General features: G+C 48.9%; 15 protein-coding genes and 1 tRNA gene. 6 read left to right on the top strand and 10 right to left on the bottom strand.

All coding sequences use genetic code 11. From position 1 onward, the window contains the following. Positions 1–6 precede the first annotated feature (6 nt). Entirely contained in the window at positions 7–2166 is a 2160-nt protein-coding gene (locus tag TW77_RS13455; RefSeq protein ID WP_240479491.1) for a CapA family protein, read from the bottom strand. Between the two features lie 324 nt (positions 2167–2490). Between TW77_RS13455 and tyrR the strand changes: the two genes are divergently transcribed. Then, positions 2491–4047 (top strand): transcriptional regulator TyrR, encoded by a 1557-nt coding sequence (tyrR, locus tag TW77_RS13450; protein ID WP_046005501.1) that lies wholly within the window; start codon positions 2491–2493, stop codon positions 4045–4047. A gap of 38 nt (positions 4048–4085) precedes the next feature. On the opposite strand, the gene TW77_RS13445 is transcribed toward tyrR, so the two are convergent. Further along, positions 4086–4577 carry a hypothetical protein gene (locus tag TW77_RS13445; RefSeq protein WP_046005500.1) on the bottom strand — a complete coding sequence of 164 codons (492 nt, stop codon included), beginning with the start codon at positions 4575–4577 and terminating at the stop codon, positions 4086–4088. Positions 4578–4727: 150 nt separating this feature from the next. Between TW77_RS13445 and TW77_RS13440 the strand changes: the two genes are divergently transcribed. Then, positions 4728–5267: a thioesterase family protein gene (locus TW77_RS13440; protein WP_046005499.1), complete on the top strand. Its 540-nt coding sequence runs from the start codon at positions 4728–4730 to the stop codon at positions 5265–5267. Between the two features lie 77 nt (positions 5268–5344). Here the strand turns inward: TW77_RS13440 and TW77_RS13435 are convergent, their stop codons facing one another. Beyond that, a complete protein-coding gene (locus TW77_RS13435) occupies positions 5345–6019 on the bottom strand; it encodes an OmpW/AlkL family protein (protein WP_046005498.1) in 675 nt (224 codons plus the stop codon). Between the two features lie 168 nt (positions 6020–6187). Further along, positions 6188–6952 (bottom strand): response regulator, encoded by a 765-nt coding sequence (locus TW77_RS13430; RefSeq protein ID WP_046005497.1) that lies wholly within the window; start codon positions 6950–6952, stop codon positions 6188–6190. 343 nt (positions 6953–7295) lie between these two features. Here TW77_RS13430 and dapE point away from each other — a divergent pair, with 343 nt between their 5' ends. Further along, positions 7296–8474: a succinyl-diaminopimelate desuccinylase gene (dapE, locus tag TW77_RS13425; RefSeq protein WP_046005496.1), complete on the top strand. Its 1179-nt coding sequence runs from the start codon at positions 7296–7298 to the stop codon at positions 8472–8474. Between the two features lie 19 nt (positions 8475–8493). Here dapE and TW77_RS13420 read toward each other — a convergent pair whose 3' ends face one another. Genes TW77_RS13420 through TW77_RS13410 form a run of 3 tightly spaced genes read right to left on the bottom strand, consistent with a single transcriptional unit; the run spans position 8494 to position 11231 of the window. Beyond that, positions 8494–9033, bottom strand: a complete 540-nt coding sequence (locus TW77_RS13420) for a hypothetical protein (RefSeq protein WP_156158669.1) — start codon at positions 9031–9033, stop codon at positions 8494–8496. After that, positions 9030–10220 (bottom strand): peptidyl-prolyl cis-trans isomerase, encoded by a 1191-nt coding sequence (locus TW77_RS13415; protein WP_046005495.1) that lies wholly within the window; start codon positions 10218–10220, stop codon positions 9030–9032. The genes TW77_RS13420 and TW77_RS13415 overlap by 4 nt, the downstream gene beginning before the upstream one ends. Further along, positions 10221–11231: a phospholipase gene (locus TW77_RS13410; RefSeq protein ID WP_046005494.1), complete on the bottom strand. Its 1011-nt coding sequence runs from the start codon at positions 11229–11231 to the stop codon at positions 10221–10223. It lies immediately after the preceding gene. Positions 11232–11418: 187 nt separating this feature from the next. Here TW77_RS13410 and TW77_RS13405 point away from each other — a divergent pair, with 187 nt between their 5' ends. Together TW77_RS13405 and TW77_RS13400 are read left to right on the top strand one after the other, a co-directional pair. Then, positions 11419–12255 carry a MipA/OmpV family protein gene (locus TW77_RS13405; RefSeq protein ID WP_046005509.1) on the top strand — a complete coding sequence of 279 codons (837 nt, stop codon included), beginning with the start codon at positions 11419–11421 and terminating at the stop codon, positions 12253–12255. Continuing rightward, on the top strand, positions 12245–12646 hold the full coding sequence (locus TW77_RS13400; protein WP_046005493.1) for a DUF3019 domain-containing protein: 402 nt from the start codon (positions 12245–12247) through the stop codon (positions 12644–12646). The genes TW77_RS13405 and TW77_RS13400 overlap by 11 nt, the downstream gene beginning before the upstream one ends. Before the next feature lie 50 nt (positions 12647–12696). Here the strand turns inward: TW77_RS13400 and TW77_RS13395 are convergent, their stop codons facing one another. The 3 genes from TW77_RS13395 to TW77_RS13385 all read right to left on the bottom strand — a co-directional run bounded on the left by TW77_RS13395 (position 12697) and on the right by TW77_RS13385 (position 14794). Continuing rightward, positions 12697–13200, bottom strand: a complete 504-nt coding sequence (locus TW77_RS13395; RefSeq protein WP_046005492.1) for a hypothetical protein — start codon at positions 13198–13200, stop codon at positions 12697–12699. Positions 13201–13278: 78 nt separating this feature from the next. Beyond that, positions 13279–13755, bottom strand: a complete 477-nt coding sequence (locus TW77_RS13390; protein ID WP_046005491.1) for a globin — start codon at positions 13753–13755, stop codon at positions 13279–13281. Between the two features lie 262 nt (positions 13756–14017). After that, positions 14018–14794: a delta-class carbonic anhydrase gene (locus tag TW77_RS13385; RefSeq protein ID WP_046005490.1), complete on the bottom strand. Its 777-nt coding sequence runs from the start codon at positions 14792–14794 to the stop codon at positions 14018–14020. A gap of 334 nt (positions 14795–15128) precedes the next feature. On the opposite strand from TW77_RS13385, the gene TW77_RS13380 reads away from it, so the two are divergent. Next, positions 15129–15205 (top strand) — tRNA-Met (locus TW77_RS13380). Positions 15206–15294: the final 89 nt, after the last annotated feature.

Below are 15294 nucleotides of genomic sequence, written 5' to 3'. Positions count from 1 at the left end.
TTACGTCTAGTTATAAGCAGAAAAATGTAGTGTCAGTGTCACCGAGTTACTGGTCTGTACGGCGATAAAGTCCATCCCATGCATGCGTTCTGCTTGCCATAACCCATTGTTTAAATTAAGAGGTTTTTGCCAGGAGATCAATGCAAGCTGGTCTAACATGAGGGTTGCTTCGCCATTCTCAGGTGGTGCCTGCTTGAATGCCAGTTTAACGGCGCGTGCTGGCAGCTGTTCCGGTCCCAGGGTCTGGCTGTCGTCAGGCAGGCTAATATCGTGTCGGAAGGTTTTCCAGTCGTAGCTGCCAGGGTTAATCAGGCTGACTTCTTCACTGGAAAACTCCAGGTTATCTTCCGCGGTGACTATGGTCAGCTCAGCGCTCACGTCACCTGCGTTATCTCCTTTGGCATAGCCAAACAGGCTCAACTCGGAGTAAGCCTGAAGTGTAGACTCAGCGGGTGTGATGGGCATAGTCCGCAGCGTTTGTTTAAAGGGCATGCGCAGCGGGCGATTATTAAACTGAGTACGTGACAGGCACATGCCCTGTAATCCGCGCATGGCACCAGTCAGGCAGGGGGTGATGTCGTCGCTTTCATGTTCCCAGCGGGTTACTTCATTGGTCTCGGTATCGTTGTCCCAGTCTTCAAAATCACCAAACCACATTAAATCCCGACCAAGGGTCATATCAGGCGTGCCTGTGCTACTGATCTTACTTAAGAAGGCATGACTGGGCGCGTACTCGCGCAAATCAATAATGTGCTCGCCAGAGGACAAAGTCAGAGTAACGGTATCAATTTCCTGGGGGACAGGGGCTTGGTGAAAATACACATCGCCAAATCCAGGTCCCGGGACAATCGCGACTTCAGGACCTGAAAACTCGGCCAATCGGCGGATCAAATAGTCACTTAAAAACCCACCAACCAGTTTAGGTTGGTAGTCTTCGAGGTACACAGGGTAGGCTCTTGCAGCTTGTGTTTTTGGTGTTTGTGACGGGTCGATGGTGACTGATACGGCTACGCCTAGCAAGGTCTCATGACGATTCTGTTCAAACACAAAGTTACCCAGTCCGAGCAAGGCGGGTACCCCATTGTAAAGTGCAAAGCCCTGAGCAACGTGCGGGTGGTGGGCTATCATCAGATCGGGCTCCCGGCGGCTGACAAAGTCAAAGCGATTGTCGATATAACGCGTCGGGGCATAAGAATACTCATCACCACCGTGCAGCTGAACGATGGCATAATCACTGTTATCTCTGGCTTGCTCAACAGCGGCTCTGAGTGCGCTGCTGTCGGTCAGATCAGCAGCACCGCCTTTGTCAGCAGTGGCAATATAAGTGACAAGGTGGTCGTCGCCGGTAATGGACGTGGCCGATACCAGTCCCAGCGTGGTGTTACCCACTTCAACCAATCGGGGCGCATACGCTTCAGCGGTGTTATTACCAGCACCACTGTGGCTGAAACCCGCTTGCTCGACATATTTTAGGGTGTCTTCCAGCCCCTGTTGCTGATAGTCAAACACGTGGTTATTGCCAAGTGCGACATAGTCGATACCAATCTCGGTTAATCCCTGCAAAGTGTCTGGCAGTGAGAAAAAGGCGAATTCTTTGCTTGGGTGCACTGTGGTGGGGACTGCAAGGACCGGAGACTCCAGGTTGACCGAGGCAAAGTCGGCACTCGTCATTATAGGTTTGACGAACTGTGTCAGCGCAATGGCACTGCTGGCCGCGTTGCCGGGCCTGATCATGGCTTCTTCGACATCTGGTAACAGGTTAGCCATGGTGGTTAAAGACGGGTCCATGTAACGCCGACCAAACATGGTATCTCCGCCAAACATCAGCTCGCTGCTGGTGGCAGTGAGGGGCTTTAACTGAACTGCCAACGGGTTATCCTGATAATCACGGCTGTTAACCGTGATCACCGCGCGTTGATAGCCGGGCTTGGTCAGGGTTAAGGTCAGCATACCTGTATTGAGATCTGTCAGGGTCAGCTGGCCTTGTTCATCTGTGCGATACTGGCTGCCCAACGCTTCTACGCTGACGTCTGACAGGGCTGCATCGCCCGACCCTTGCAATTGCAGGTTTAAGCCACGTTGTTGGTCTTGTTGTGCTTGCTCTTGTTGCTGTTGCTGCTCTTGCTGTTGTGCTTGCGTCGGGCCACTCTCATAAGGGTCTTCCACAGAACACGCGCTCAAAAAAGAAAAAACAGGAACAAATGGAAGTAACTTGTAAATATTCAAGGTGGCCCCTTAACCTGTACGGCTTAATAACTAGGTCTTTTGTATTATAAATTGATTGTTAACCTTTCTGCAATCGTTAACTGCGATTATTACAGTCATCAAAGGTCCGTATTTTTACCTACTACTTTATAAGAGTAAGCGGTTATTTTTATTATAGTTGTTTTGGTCAAAATCTCTGTCCAAAAATGTTTACGTTTTGCTAGTCTGAGGTCTATTCTTAGAGTATGATCCCGGCAAAAGGTAGAAAACCGTTTTGAGGAACAAATGCGTTTAGAAATTCACTGTGCCGATCGGATCGGTATTGCGCAGGAAATTTTGAATATCCTGGTGAAATACCGGGTTGACCTAAAAGGAATAGAAGTTGATTCCGTCAATTGCAGAATGTATGTGAGTTTCCCCCCCATTGAGTTTGAACAGTTTCAGAAGATTATGCCTGAGATCAGGTTGATTGATGGGGTTGAGGATGTCAGAACGACGGCTTTTTTGCCTTCTGAGCGTGAGCACAACGAACTGAACACTTTGCTCAGTGCGCTCCCCGATGGTGTTATTTCGATTGATGCAAAGGGCTGGGTGCGCCACTGTAACGATGCGGCGTGTCGTGACCTGAACCAGCCTGAGCCGGAGATCATCGGGGCGAACATTAACAACCTGCTGAAAGGGTTTAACTTTACTCGCTGGCTGGAAGGCAAAGATGTACTGGGTCAGACAACCCGGGTTGAAGTGGGTGGTGAAGACTTTATTGCCGATATTTTACCTATTTCTGTACCGCAAGGCCCTGAGGGCGATGTGCTGGCCGGTGCGGTGATCAACATAAAATCGCAAAGCCGACTCGGTCAGCAGGTCAGTGCGTTTCGTCGCTACGGGCAGGAGAGCTTTGCGGCAATTCACAGCCAGAGTACCGCCATGCGCAGAGTGGTTCGTGAGGCGCGCAAAATGGCCCAACTGGAAGCGCCTATTCTAATTACCGGTGAAACGGGTACAGGTAAAGAACTACTGGCCCGCGCCTGTCATTATGCTTCCAATCGCTCATTGAAACCTTTTATTGCTCTGTCATGTGCTTCACTCCCGGATGATGTCGCGGAATCCGAACTATTTGGTTATGCCGGTTATGAGGAAAACAGTGCACCCAAACGGGGTGTGCTGGAGCAGGCCGATGGTGGCACAGTGTTCCTTGATGAAGTTGGCGAGATGTCTACGCAGTTACAAACCAAGTTACTGCGCTTCTTGCAAGATGGCACTTTCCGTAAAGTGGGCGATGAGAATGAAGTGAAGGTTAACGTACGTATCATTGCTGCAACGCAAAAAGATTTACCAGCAATGGTGCAGGAAGGCAGTTTCCGTGAAGATCTCTACTATCGCATCAACGTACTGACACTGGAGATAGCCCCATTACGTGACCGTAAGGCCGATATCAAGTCTCTGGCCGAACATTTCATTTCAAAATATGCACAGCAAAGTGGTCATTCGACACCGGCGCTGGATGAAGAATGCCTGCAATTTCTGGAGCAATACCCCTGGCCGGGTAATGTCAGACAGCTGGAAAATGCCATTTATCGTGCGGTGTCTATGTTAGACGACAACGAGCTGCGTATTGAACACTTGCAGTTGCCTACCTTCACCCATGACCTGGGTTATCTGGAGTCGGATTTTGAGGGCACGCTGGAGCAGGCGGTTAAGCGGTTTGAAGCAACACTACTGCGTAAACTCTATCCGGCCTACCCGAGCTCACGCCAACTGGCTAAAAGGTTAGGGTTGAGCCACACCGCGGTGGCTAATAAGCTCAGAGAATATGGCATTAATCGCAAAACCGTAAAAGTATAATCAAAGGGGCGTCACGCCCCTTTTTGTCACTGGGGCTGTTATTGCTTGGTGCCCATATTTTTGGTTACGCCATCCAGCTTAATGTTCTCAATGCCTTGGTCAGTAAACTTGATGGTCACGCTGAGGTTATTGCGGACCAGAAAATAATCAATATCATCCAGGCGCAGCACATAGTCTCCTTTCACGGGACTCATAAATTGCTTCTTAAACAGCTCAAGCTTATGTTCACCAAGCTGCCAGCTGAACCCTTCGATAAAGCCGGGATTAAACTCCTGAACCCAGACCTTAGAGTCATCTTTACTAAGCGTAATGGCAATGGAATAGGACTCCGGGAGCTGTGCCATGTCATAGCTGCGCTCACCAATACGAAATTTTTGCGTGTCACTTTGCCAGCCGAAGCCAAAGTTAAAGTCTCTTTCTATGCCGGTGGGATAAACCAGTTGACCTTTGCCGGGCAAATCAAAGTCAGCCCAGGCATGCCCGGTACTGAATAAGGTCAATAAATACACGAGCTTGGTTATATATTTCATCAAGTTACACTCTTTTAAGTCTTGCCTAAAAGTTAATGCACAAACGCACTTTTCGCAAGTTACGCGTGTGCAGTGTGGTTTAATTCCTGCTTGTTGTGAAACCCGGCTGTGCTAAACTCGGATTTTATGCTAACTGGTTGGACCAATGTTATGAATTTGTATTTCCGATTGTTGTGGTTATTCTGGCGGGTCCGTCAGAATAAAGCCACGCAACCTTTACTGGATGTGATTGATATTAATTTCAGAGCGCTGCCGAGTGATTGTGATATTAATTTGCACCTGACCAACTCGCGTTACCTTGCCATGATGGACCTGGCGCGCACCTGGATGACTGAGCGGGTGGGGCTATTTAGTGCGATTATGAAACGTCGCTGGTTTCCCATTGTGAATGCCACTGCCATTACTTATATTCGCGATATCAAGCCACTTCAGGAGTTTACGGTATCGACCCGGTTAGTTGGCTGGGATCACAAATACTTTTATATTGAGCAGAAGTTTCACTCAGAGCGAGGTTTGCACGCTATCGCCTATGTACGTGGCGTATTCAGAAGCCGTCAGGGTGTGATCAGTGTGGAAGAAATGCTGGAAGTTGCCGGGTTCAAAGGTGAAGCGCCTATTTTGCCAGAAGAAATTGTGCACTGGAAAGCCATGTTGGAACAGAAAAAAGCACGCAACGCGAAGGTTGCATAAAGGGCCTGTGTGATGGCCCCTGGGGATTGAGAAAGTAACTCTGTAGTGTGCCCACACAGTGTGGGCACCTTAAATCGTTAGAACTTGTATTTAACACCGAACATGGCAACAATCGGGTCTAACTCAACGTCTGAAGTTAGCGCTTGCTTGCCGTCTGCGTAAACGGTTGCATCCGTGTTGATGTCCATTTTAGAAACCATGGCATGCAGGCCCCATTTGTCGTTCAGGTCGTAGTTGAAGCCGACCTGAAGTGCGACACCGAAAGAGCTATCCAGCTCCACCTTTACGTCATCTGTACCCAAAACACCCTTAAGTGCAGCACTGGCCTCTTCATCAAAGAATACGGTGTAGTTCAAACCTGCGCCGATGAACGGACGGAACTTATCATTGGCGCCAAAAAAGTGGTACTGAGCCAGCAATGTAGGCGGCAAGTGCTTTACAGAGGCAATTTCTACGCCGCCCAGTTGTGTGTTTGGACTACCCGGAATATAACCTTCGCCCTCAACCGTATGAGAAAACGGGGTGGCTGCAATTAATTCAAATACAATGTTGTCGTTGTACTGGTAGTCAAAGGTAATACCCAGTTGTGTGTCTGAGTCAGCGACCAGGCCTGCTGTTTTGATTTCATTCAACGCTGATGCTGTGTCACTAGGATTAACATTAATCGCACCTACATTCACGCTGAGTTGAGCCTGAGCTAGTGGAGCAGTTAGCATAAGCGTAGATAGGATAGCGGCAGTAAATTTTTTCATTTTCATCTCCTGAACCTGTACAAGGCAAATCTTTTTGTTGCAGCTATCATAGGCCGATGCATTTTTTCAAAAGCTGTTCTAGATCAATATTCAAATTGCGAAATTTCAGAAAAAATTGAAAATTTGATTTAGATTAAGTTTTTCAGCCAGATTTACCGACTCAGGCAGCTAGTTATCCTGAATAAGCTCAGTTTCACACCCGCCAAGCTGCTTTAACAGTTCATCAAGGTGTCGTTTGGTGGCGTCATTGAGCATGTCGCGGTTAAAGCGCAGGGCCAGTTGGCACATTTTGGTGTCAACAAAGCCTTCGACTGCCACAATACGCACAGGCACGGCATATAAAGGTGAGATCAATAAATTGCCGTCGTTGAGTTCGAATACATCCAGCTCCAGCTCATAGGTATTAAACAAGTGCATTTCGCGGCTGTAGGGGGATTGCAGCAACATACCGGATTGGCTGATGTTTTTAACCTGGCCGGATAGGGTTCGACTGCCGGTGCGGATCCGCACGCTGTGCTCAGGCAATCCGGATAAGCGTACCGCGCCGCGACGACTGATGGTGTTCCAGGACTTATGAACTGTTTCCTCAAGCTTGTCGGCGGTAAAGGGTTTCATCATATATTGTGAGACCCCGTTTTGAATGGCACACACCACATGCTCTCTGTCGCCCAGTGAACTCATCATAATAAAAGGTGTTTTGCTGTGCTTTTTTGATTTTCTCACCCGTTTAAGCAGCTCTTCACCATCCAGGTTGGGCATTTGCCAGTCGGCAATGATGATGTCGATATGTCGGGCATCCAGCAACTCCAGGGCTTCTTTGCCATCTTCTGCGGTGTAGACGTTTTCGGCACCAAGGCGGTTGACTAAGGTTGTACGTACCAGATTTCTAACCAGCTGGCAGTCGTCGACGACCAAAAAACTGACTTCCTGCATTACTAGTTCCTTATCTTGCAGTAAATAGAACGGAGTCGTGATCTGTAGGAACTCCAGGTTAGGCTAACAATACTAACCTTTACATACTTAGTTCTAGCATACGCAGGGCAATTGACAACCTGTTATCGAAATTGACCAATATATTACGCTCTGCTCGGCTTTATTGAGTCCTGTGCAATACATATTTGTCACAAAATTGCCTTGCAGTCGACATGAACTGGTCATGCTCAGGCGCTGTAATCGAGAGCAACTGAGCAACCTCAGGACATGGAATGATCAGGCTGCGCCTTAATGCAGCTATGCCTGTTGTTGCTTTTATATCAGAACACAGGAACTGTATGTTATGCCTTCCCACGCAATAAAACCTTCGGTCAAACACAATACCAATAGCAATACGGTAAAAACGCTGCGACGCTTAATCAACGCGCCCTCTGTTACACCGGATGATGCGGGTACCATTGACTATCTGGCGGAACGTCTGGCGACACTGGGCTTTGAATACACCCACCTCGATTGCAATGGGGTACGTAATCTGGTTGCCTGGCGTGAGTTTGGCCCTGGACCAGTGATGGCCTTTGCAGGCCATGTTGATGTCGTTCCTGCGAATCCACAGGGCTGGGTTGCGCACCCTTTTGCCGCTGCCGTGATAGATGACGTGATTTACGGGCGAGGCGCTGCCGATATGAAAGGAGGCGTTGCTGCGATGTTGAGTGCAACCGAGTACTTGTGTGAGCGGGCGCAGCAGTGCCAGGGCACCTTATTTTGGCTCATTACCTCAGATGAAGAGGGGGAAGCTGAGTATGGCTCAAAAATCATGGCCGAATATCTGGCGCAACAGGCGATTGTGCTTGATGCCTGCCTGGTTGGTGAACCCACTTCACATCAGCAAGTAGGTGACACCATTAAAAATGGTCGTCGTGGCGCGATTTCTGGGCGAATACAGATCAGCGGGAAAGCAGGGCACGTTGCTTATCCTGAGCAAACCATTAATGCAGCGCATATTGCCGGTGAGCTGGTGAATGAGCTGGCCAATATCAGCTGGTGGAAAGATGTGCTGGGCTCGCAAACCAGTTTGCAGGTAACCGGCCTGACGGTACCTGACATCGTTGACAACCTGGTACCGGCAAGCTGTGAAATTACCTTTAATGTGCGCTACAGCCATGCCTATAAAAGTCAGGAAATCTATCAGATAGTGGCACAGGCTTTAGCGCCGTGGCACGATAATGTCACTGTGCAGTGGGAACGTCCCTGCGAATCCTATTATACGGGCGGGCGCGGATCGGCATGTTTTCTTAATCTGGTAGAGCAGGCTATTTTACGTGTGCGAGGACAGTTTCCGGCACTGAGCACCGCCGGAGGAACATCGGATGGCCGCTTTTTTGCCTCCAGTGAGACACAGGTGATTGAATGTGGCGTAAAGAACGACTCCATTCATCAGGTGAATGAACACGTGTCGGTGGCCGATCTCCACGCCATTGAGGAGATCTACCGCGCGATTTTATGCGATTACTTTGTCGTCTGAGTGCACTTCATTACAGCGATTATTGCGCCAGCTCGCGGTGCAATTGCGTCTGCATGGCTCTGAGCCCCTGTATTTTGTCCCTTGCTTCTTGCAGTTGCTGTGGCGGCAAGTTATGCCTAATGCCCTTTTCAAGTAACGCTTCCAGCCGCTCAACCTTTTTGTCTACCGCGGCAATATAGGCCTGCTTCATCTGAGTAGAGCGGGCGGATTGATGTGCCAGGTAGGCTTGATGATCAGACAAGTCGCCCTGATAAGCTGGCGCAGGCGTAGCGGCTGAAATGGGCGGAATGTAGGGCGCGTCATCGCTGACTTCTTGCGACTGCGCAACAGGCTGTAAATTGACAGGAGCTGTGACGGTTTTGACGGGTGTGGCACTGCCGGCGGACAATGCCATACCCGAAGTCGCTGTGACAGACCCGACGGGCTGTGTTTGCAGGAGCTCTTGTTGCGCCTGTTCCGGGGTCACTCGCAATGGCGAAAGAGAGTATAAGGTCCACAATCCATAGCCCAGTCCTCCCAGGACGAGGGCAAGCAAGAGTGCCTGTATGCGACCCATCACAGCTTTACTCCATGCTGCTGTTGCCAGTGTTTAAAGCGCTTTTGGTAAGCTGCCACGGCGTACTGCGTAGTGAGCGATTCCAGCGCCCGATAACGCACGGTTTCACTGTCCTGCGGGTAGTAGGCATATTGAGGCTGCTCTGCATACACAACAGCCCAGCGTCCCTGAGGCGTGCGTACCGGCGAAGTGGCTTTACCGGGTTTGCTACTAAACGCCAGCTGGGCAAGCCAGCGCTGAGCATGCTCGCGGGTAATGGGGCGCAAAGCAGCTTGTTCATCCGTGGCAAACTCATTGCGAAGCTTGGTTGCTGTTAACGCAGATAATGGGCCTTTTTTTCGAAGCTGTGTTTGGAATTGCTTTGCCGCTTCCATGGTATCGAAGGTGACTGCCAGGGCTGACAGCTGCGACTGATACCGGAAGTCATCGCGGTGGCGTTGGTAATAACGCTGGATTTCGCTGCCAGGAATGTTTGCTCTGAGTGCTTCCAGGTAGGGGCTGCGTTCACCATGAAGTTGTGCTTTGATCCCCAGATAAGCCAGCATGGGCGGGCGTATCAGTTCTCCTGCTGCAAGTGCGCTCAGGCGTGCCAGTGTCAGGCCCTGCTGAGCCAAAAGTGGTGCTGCCGCCGCGGTCAGGTCGGCATAATAGTGCCACTCGATTAGCTGGTGCGTGAGTAACCCAATATCGCCCTGGTGAAGGCGAAAACGATTTTGCATCGACTGGCTGGTCAGTAGCTGTGCCAAGGTGACCTTGGGTGTATCCAGCAGGTTAATCTGCTCCCAGTGTGCGATCTGCTCTGGCTGGTAATTGCCGTCGGCCGGATATGAACCCAAAAGACCTGATAACGCCGCTGCGTCAAAGGGCGCCTTTAGCTGTGCTTTAGGCACGGATTTAAGTGCCGGGAATTGATGTATAAGCAATGTCAGCATCATACGGCGAATATGATAGTCGTTGTTAAATCCGACGCTCGACTGTCGTTTGAGTAACTCTGGATTAAGCTGGCGTGCTGTTGCCAGCAAAAACTGATTCTCAAGTAAGTGTTTGTTGAGTTCAGTAGCGGATAATGCTCGGTCTTGTTGTTGATATAAAGACTGCATCAGAGCCAGCTCAGGCTTGGTTAGTTGAGTCAGGGATGCCCAACATGGCAGGCTTAAACAGCCTGCCAGGAGTAATACCAGATAATACATTTAACGCGCTACCATCGCATGGTTCAGCATGTGCACAACCATGGCTATCGCATGAGGAATAACCTGACGAGCCGTCGTGACACGATCATAGTGATCTTCTGAGTTTAGTACGATCCCGCCCTGCGAATAGGAATATGCACCGCCCTGGGTAAGCAGTGGACGTATGTCCTTGTTTGCAGCATCAGGGGCACTGAAGCTGGCCATGGCTTGTTTCACTAAGCTCAGGTTGTTGAGATTTTCCTGATCATAATAGTCCTTTACCCAGGACTCCCAGCCGGCATGGTTAAGATCTGAGGTCGTCCAGGTGTGGTGCGGTTGTAGCAGATCTGTGGTGTGAAAGACGAATCCCAGGATCTGTGGATTACCGTTTTGCAGATAGCTCTGGTACCAGTACTGGCCTAGGTTGTCGATGGGCTGGAATGGCATCTCCTCGAAGTCGTCATACATGCGGTAAGTAGAATGGCTGTCTATGCGGTAGTTTTTTTCAGTAATGCCATAGCTGTCATATTCACTGTCGTCGGCACTGAACCAACCTGTTTCACCGCCTTTACCGTCATCCAGATAGTCGCCTTTTAACCAGGTCGCCGCCATGTTGTCTATGGTGCCCCAGACAGTCAGTTTGTCATAATTATAACCACCAAAATCGTTACCATGGGCGTCAGCACCCTGGGTGTGGTTTTGGAAGTGCCAATAGCTGGTATATTTTACAATGCTTTCGGCTGCACCCCACAAAGGTGCCTGGACACAGTCACCGGTAATGGCGCCACAGAAGAAAGTATCTTCGAAGTCATCAACGTCATAGGCGGCTTGCCCCATGACCTCGGCAAGCTGAGTGACGCTCATGCCGTGTGACAGGGCATAAGCCTGAAGCTTGGCATATTGAGTTGTCGACGGGTTTTGTGCCATGTAGTTGACGGCATCGATAACGATACGTTTGTGTGTTTCCTGACTAAAGGCCTGAGCCCCGGTGGAGGCGAGTGTCAGCGCACAGAGTAATAATTGTATTTTCATTGTAGTGTTATTCCTGAGTTAGTATTTACGCTCTATCAGAGCAGCGGGCATTAGAATGCTGTTGCGTTACAATTGTATTAAATATAGGTTAAATTAAATCTTGATGTGCATGCCTTGTTGTCCCGACAGAGCTCAGGTATGATCGGTATTTAATTTAGGCACATGAAAAGCCACAATAACGATGAAAATGATAAAGCTACTTTCTGCTGTGCTGCTTTGCCTGACGCAACAAGCTTTCGCAGATGAAAGCGTTGCCAGTCAGGAAGAGGATTGGCTGGAAGACAATGGACTGGAATGGCAGTTGAGCATAGGTGCCTTTTATGTAGACATGGCACTTCCTGAGTTAATTGGCGCCGACAACTCTCCGGCACCACCTACCCTGCGAGCCGATATCAAACTACAGTACAAAAACTTTTATCTGGTGACTTACTCCGGTGACTTTTTTGGTGGTTCTGATCTAGGATATCAATTCATTCAGGAGGAAGAGTGGGGCCTGGATTTCATCTATGGCAGTTATCAACTCGCTTTTACCGAAACGGGTTACTTTGACACCAATGATCCTGTTGTTAAAGAGCTAGAAGGCATTAGAGACAGAGATCCGGATCAATCGCTGGGGGTCGCGTACTATCGCACTGTAGGTGATTACCTGGCTGTGGCTGAGCTTGTCTATGATATATTCGGCGATACTAACGGCTGGGTGTTCCACGTAGAGGCAACGCGCAACTTTGAACTGCGCAACTGGGATCTGTGGCTTAATTTTGGCGCCAACTATTATTCAAGCAACTTTAATAACTATTTTTATGGTGTGACTGAACAAGAACGCAACGATTATCTCACGCCTTATGAGCCCGGCAGTGGTGCATCGGCGTTTGTTCAGGCACAGCTAAGCTACCCAATAGCAGAAGACTGGGAGTTCAGTGCGGGTCTGTCATTCTTAGCCGGGTCTAGTGAAGCAAAAGACAGTCCGCTGCTCGAATCTAACTATGCCAGAGTATTGTTTACTGGGGTGAAATATGTATTTTAAACTCACTTCAGCGATGACTATCGGCGTGTTTTGCATGGCCTCTGCCGCGCATGCAGCAGCAAACGACGATAGGAAAGGGATATTACAGGTTGCACCAAATAAGTGTGTTGCGCTGCATGAAGGAAGAACTTGCTACGCTGATGTGACGTTTTCAATTTCTGCGCCGCAAGTCGGGGATTATTGCATTAGAGACAGCAACTCGAAAAAGATTTTGCAGTGCTGGGCAAATGTGAGCCACTTTGAGTATCTGTTGGCCTTTGGCTCAGCACAAAGTGTCAGCTATGAGTTAATATCTAAAACCAAGCGTGATGTATTGGCAGTAACCACCATCAATGTTAATTGGGTCCATAAGGTACGTAATAAAAAGCGCCGTTGGCAGCGCTTGTTTTAGTTTGGTATAAACTGAACAGGCTAGTCTGATCTAGCCTGTCTTTGTGTTCTTTATTGACACTGCTCAACCAGGCTTCGTAGATGTGTACCAATATCTTCGCTTTTGCTCTGTCCCTGTTCAAGTAAAGTCTGTACTTGTTGTTGCAGCTCAGCCAGCTCATAATTCGCAAGCAGAGTTTTTAAATAAGACATCGTATCCGCACCGGCTTGCAGTAAATCAGGCAGACTTTCCAATGACAGTTCCTGATCGGCCAGGCCGGTAATGGTATCCATTAAGTCAGCCAGGTTTGCGCTGTCCTGCAGTGCGCCCTCAACTTCAATCATGGCGCCCATAGGATCGCCGTTTAATTGTTTAACGACGCACCCTGCCAGGGTGCCGGCCTCAGCTGATTGGCTCATCGCGGTCAGACCGTGCGCCCTGATGTCTTCTATGACCTGTTCCAATTCCTGATTATTTGCCAGATATTGCTGCTCTATCTGCGCTTTCGAATCACCAAGAAAGTCGCATCCCGTAAGTGCAACTAAACCGATACCGCAAAATAAAAAACGTTTCATATAAGTATCCAAAATCAATCCACTTGATTGCAGTTTACTGGCTTACGGGTCGGTTGTCATTATCACAATATTGGCGTATCAAGTGCGTAAGCGCGCCCTTGTCTGACTCCGAAAGCGTGCCAGTTCTACCACATTCGAAATGCCAAACAACTCGGATTTTAGAATGTTGGCAAACACATGTAACGCGCGTTTCCAGGCATTACGGACGGCCAGGGTAAATTGTGCGCCCAAATGAAGTTTTAGGACTTCGAGCAAACTATTACAAAAGACACTGATGTCCTTCACTGAAGGAGCCAAAGAAGCTATCAGGATACTCTGGTGGCGCAGGAAGCGCGTCAGCTCTTGCTGGCGGGGCAAATGCATCAGGCATTGCTGCATAAAATCATGCAAGCGATACTCCAGCGACAGCATATGGCGCTCGGATTCAGGCAGCGCCATGGTGACCTTGTGTTGCTTTAACTGGTTGTAAAAGCTGACACAGAAGCAGTGAAAGTTCGGCTTCAGAGTCGTGAAAGACTGATTTAATAACTGGTACTGATAAGGTGAAATACTCATAATCGCTCCACATACGATTAGAGCGAATCCATTTGCTCAAGCAATTGTGCAGTCACATAGACATCAGCCGCTGGGCTGGCCAAAAAGCACTGCAGTAACTTGGGTAAAAGTTGTGATAGGGCTCACCGAAACAGTATGACTGCGATCGCCCACTGTTTCAGTATAGGTAGACTTTGATCAGTTCGGCAAACTTTATTGTTGTTTGAAATTACCTAAAGTAGATCAGCCAGACCTTTCAATCTGGCTGTTAGCTTGCCTTCAGTTACTTAATGGGGGCAAGTAGCTTAGGGTCGGTGACCAGTTGCCTGACACCGTGGGCGTGGTCTTCTTCAAAGACATTATTCTCACACCACTGGGCCAGGCTGTTGATATCAACCTTGGCGCAGGCGGGTCTGACACTCCAGGTAACCTGAAGCGGTGAACACTGCTTGTCGTTATAACTGGGCCCTGTGGTTGAACCCAGAAACTCCACTGGTTTACCGGTCGTTTGCGGGATATATTTCGCCTGATGATAGCCATTGACTATGTTGCCATCATAGCTTAAGTCATTAAAGTCCAGTGCGTCTTCGTCATTCACAACCAAAAAAACCTGGGTCTCTACGCGTAAGTCAGGATTGGCACATTCATTACTTAAACAGGAACCCAGGCCTTTGCCGGGCGCAACGTCACATGAGCTGTGCACCCAGTGTACCTCTATGGTGTCACCTGGCTTCACGTTTTTACAGACCTTGCCTTTGGGTGCCCGCAATTCGGCCTCGGTCAGGCTGCTGGTGGCATTACATTGATAGCCTCCGTACTTACCATTGCCGGCAAATACCGAAAAATCTTTTGCTTTGTGCTCGGCGTTTTTATGAAAGTGGATGTTACACAGGTTCATTTCACTGGCTGGGGGAGCAAGCGAAAATACCCGCTTATTCTCACCATGCAGCTGGTCGATATCGCGCGGAGTTTGCGGGCCAAAGCCGTCGCAGCTATTCGCAAGGGTGTTAAAGGATAGTGTTAGCGCTGTCATCGAGACGCCAATTAATGCCTTTTTCATGACTGTTTCTCCATCATTTGTATTAACTCGATGGGCCGCCAGTATAGATGTTTAACTTTTAAGAACAAGCAGAATGGTAAAATATTGTAAACCTGCAGTTTATTGTAAGTTAATTTGGATGGTTTTGTTCGTTATTCTCGAGCGTTTATGTTTTTATGGTAAATTATTTGCGATCATTTGAGGTTGGCCGTGAGCGTTGAATACCCGCAAGATTGCGTGAGATATCGGGCCGTTTGAAATGGACTTTTCGGTTAAAGGACTGAACTAAGGTTGCGTATTAATACAACTCTCTCTATAATACACGCCAGTTGATGCAGCATTGACTGCACGTTGACGCGGGATGGAGCAGCCTGGTAGCTCGTCGGGCTCATAACCCGAAGGTCGTCGGTTCAAATCCGGCTCCCGCAACCAAGCTTAAGAAATGGTTCATTTCTTACAGTTCGCGCATTCATCGTAATGCGCGTTTTGCGTTTAAGCATATGCTTATTTAGGCTGATACA

This window comes from Pseudoalteromonas rubra (assembly GCF_000967655.1).
Classification (GTDB): domain Bacteria; phylum Pseudomonadota; class Gammaproteobacteria; order Enterobacterales; family Alteromonadaceae; genus Pseudoalteromonas; species Pseudoalteromonas rubra_A.
Note: the sequence above shows the minus strand (reverse complement) of the source record. Positions and strands in the feature narration are given on the sequence as shown.